General features: G+C 65.0%; 1 pseudogene. It reads left to right on the top strand.

Going from position 1 to position 274, the window contains the following annotated elements:
* Nucleotides 1-37 precede the first annotated feature (37 nt).
* Nucleotides 38-274, top strand: a pseudogene (locus E0D90_RS28530) (alpha-amylase family glycosyl hydrolase); the annotation flags it as partial.

The raw sequence follows: 274 nt of genomic DNA, 5'->3' as shown, positions 1-274 counted from the left end.
CTTCGACCGGCTGGTGGACTAATCGCATGCGCATGGTCTCAAGCTCATCATCGACCAGGTCTGGTCGCACACCTCCGACCAGCACGCGTGGTTCAAGGCGAGTGCCGCCGGCGATCCCGCCTTTGCCGACTGGTATGTCTGGGCGGACGCCAAGCCGGACGGATCGCCGCCGAACAACTGGCGGGCCTCGTTCGGCGGCCCGGCCTGGAGCTGGCATCCGGGTCGCCGCCAATATTATCTACACAATTTCCTGGCCGAGCAGCCGGACCTGAAC

The organism is Streptomyces otsuchiensis, assembly GCF_004305975.1.
Lineage (GTDB): Bacteria > Actinomycetota > Actinomycetes > Streptomycetales > Streptomycetaceae > Streptomyces > Streptomyces otsuchiensis.
The sequence above is the reverse complement of the archived record's forward strand: the minus strand, read 5'-3'. Positions and strand labels throughout refer to the sequence as shown.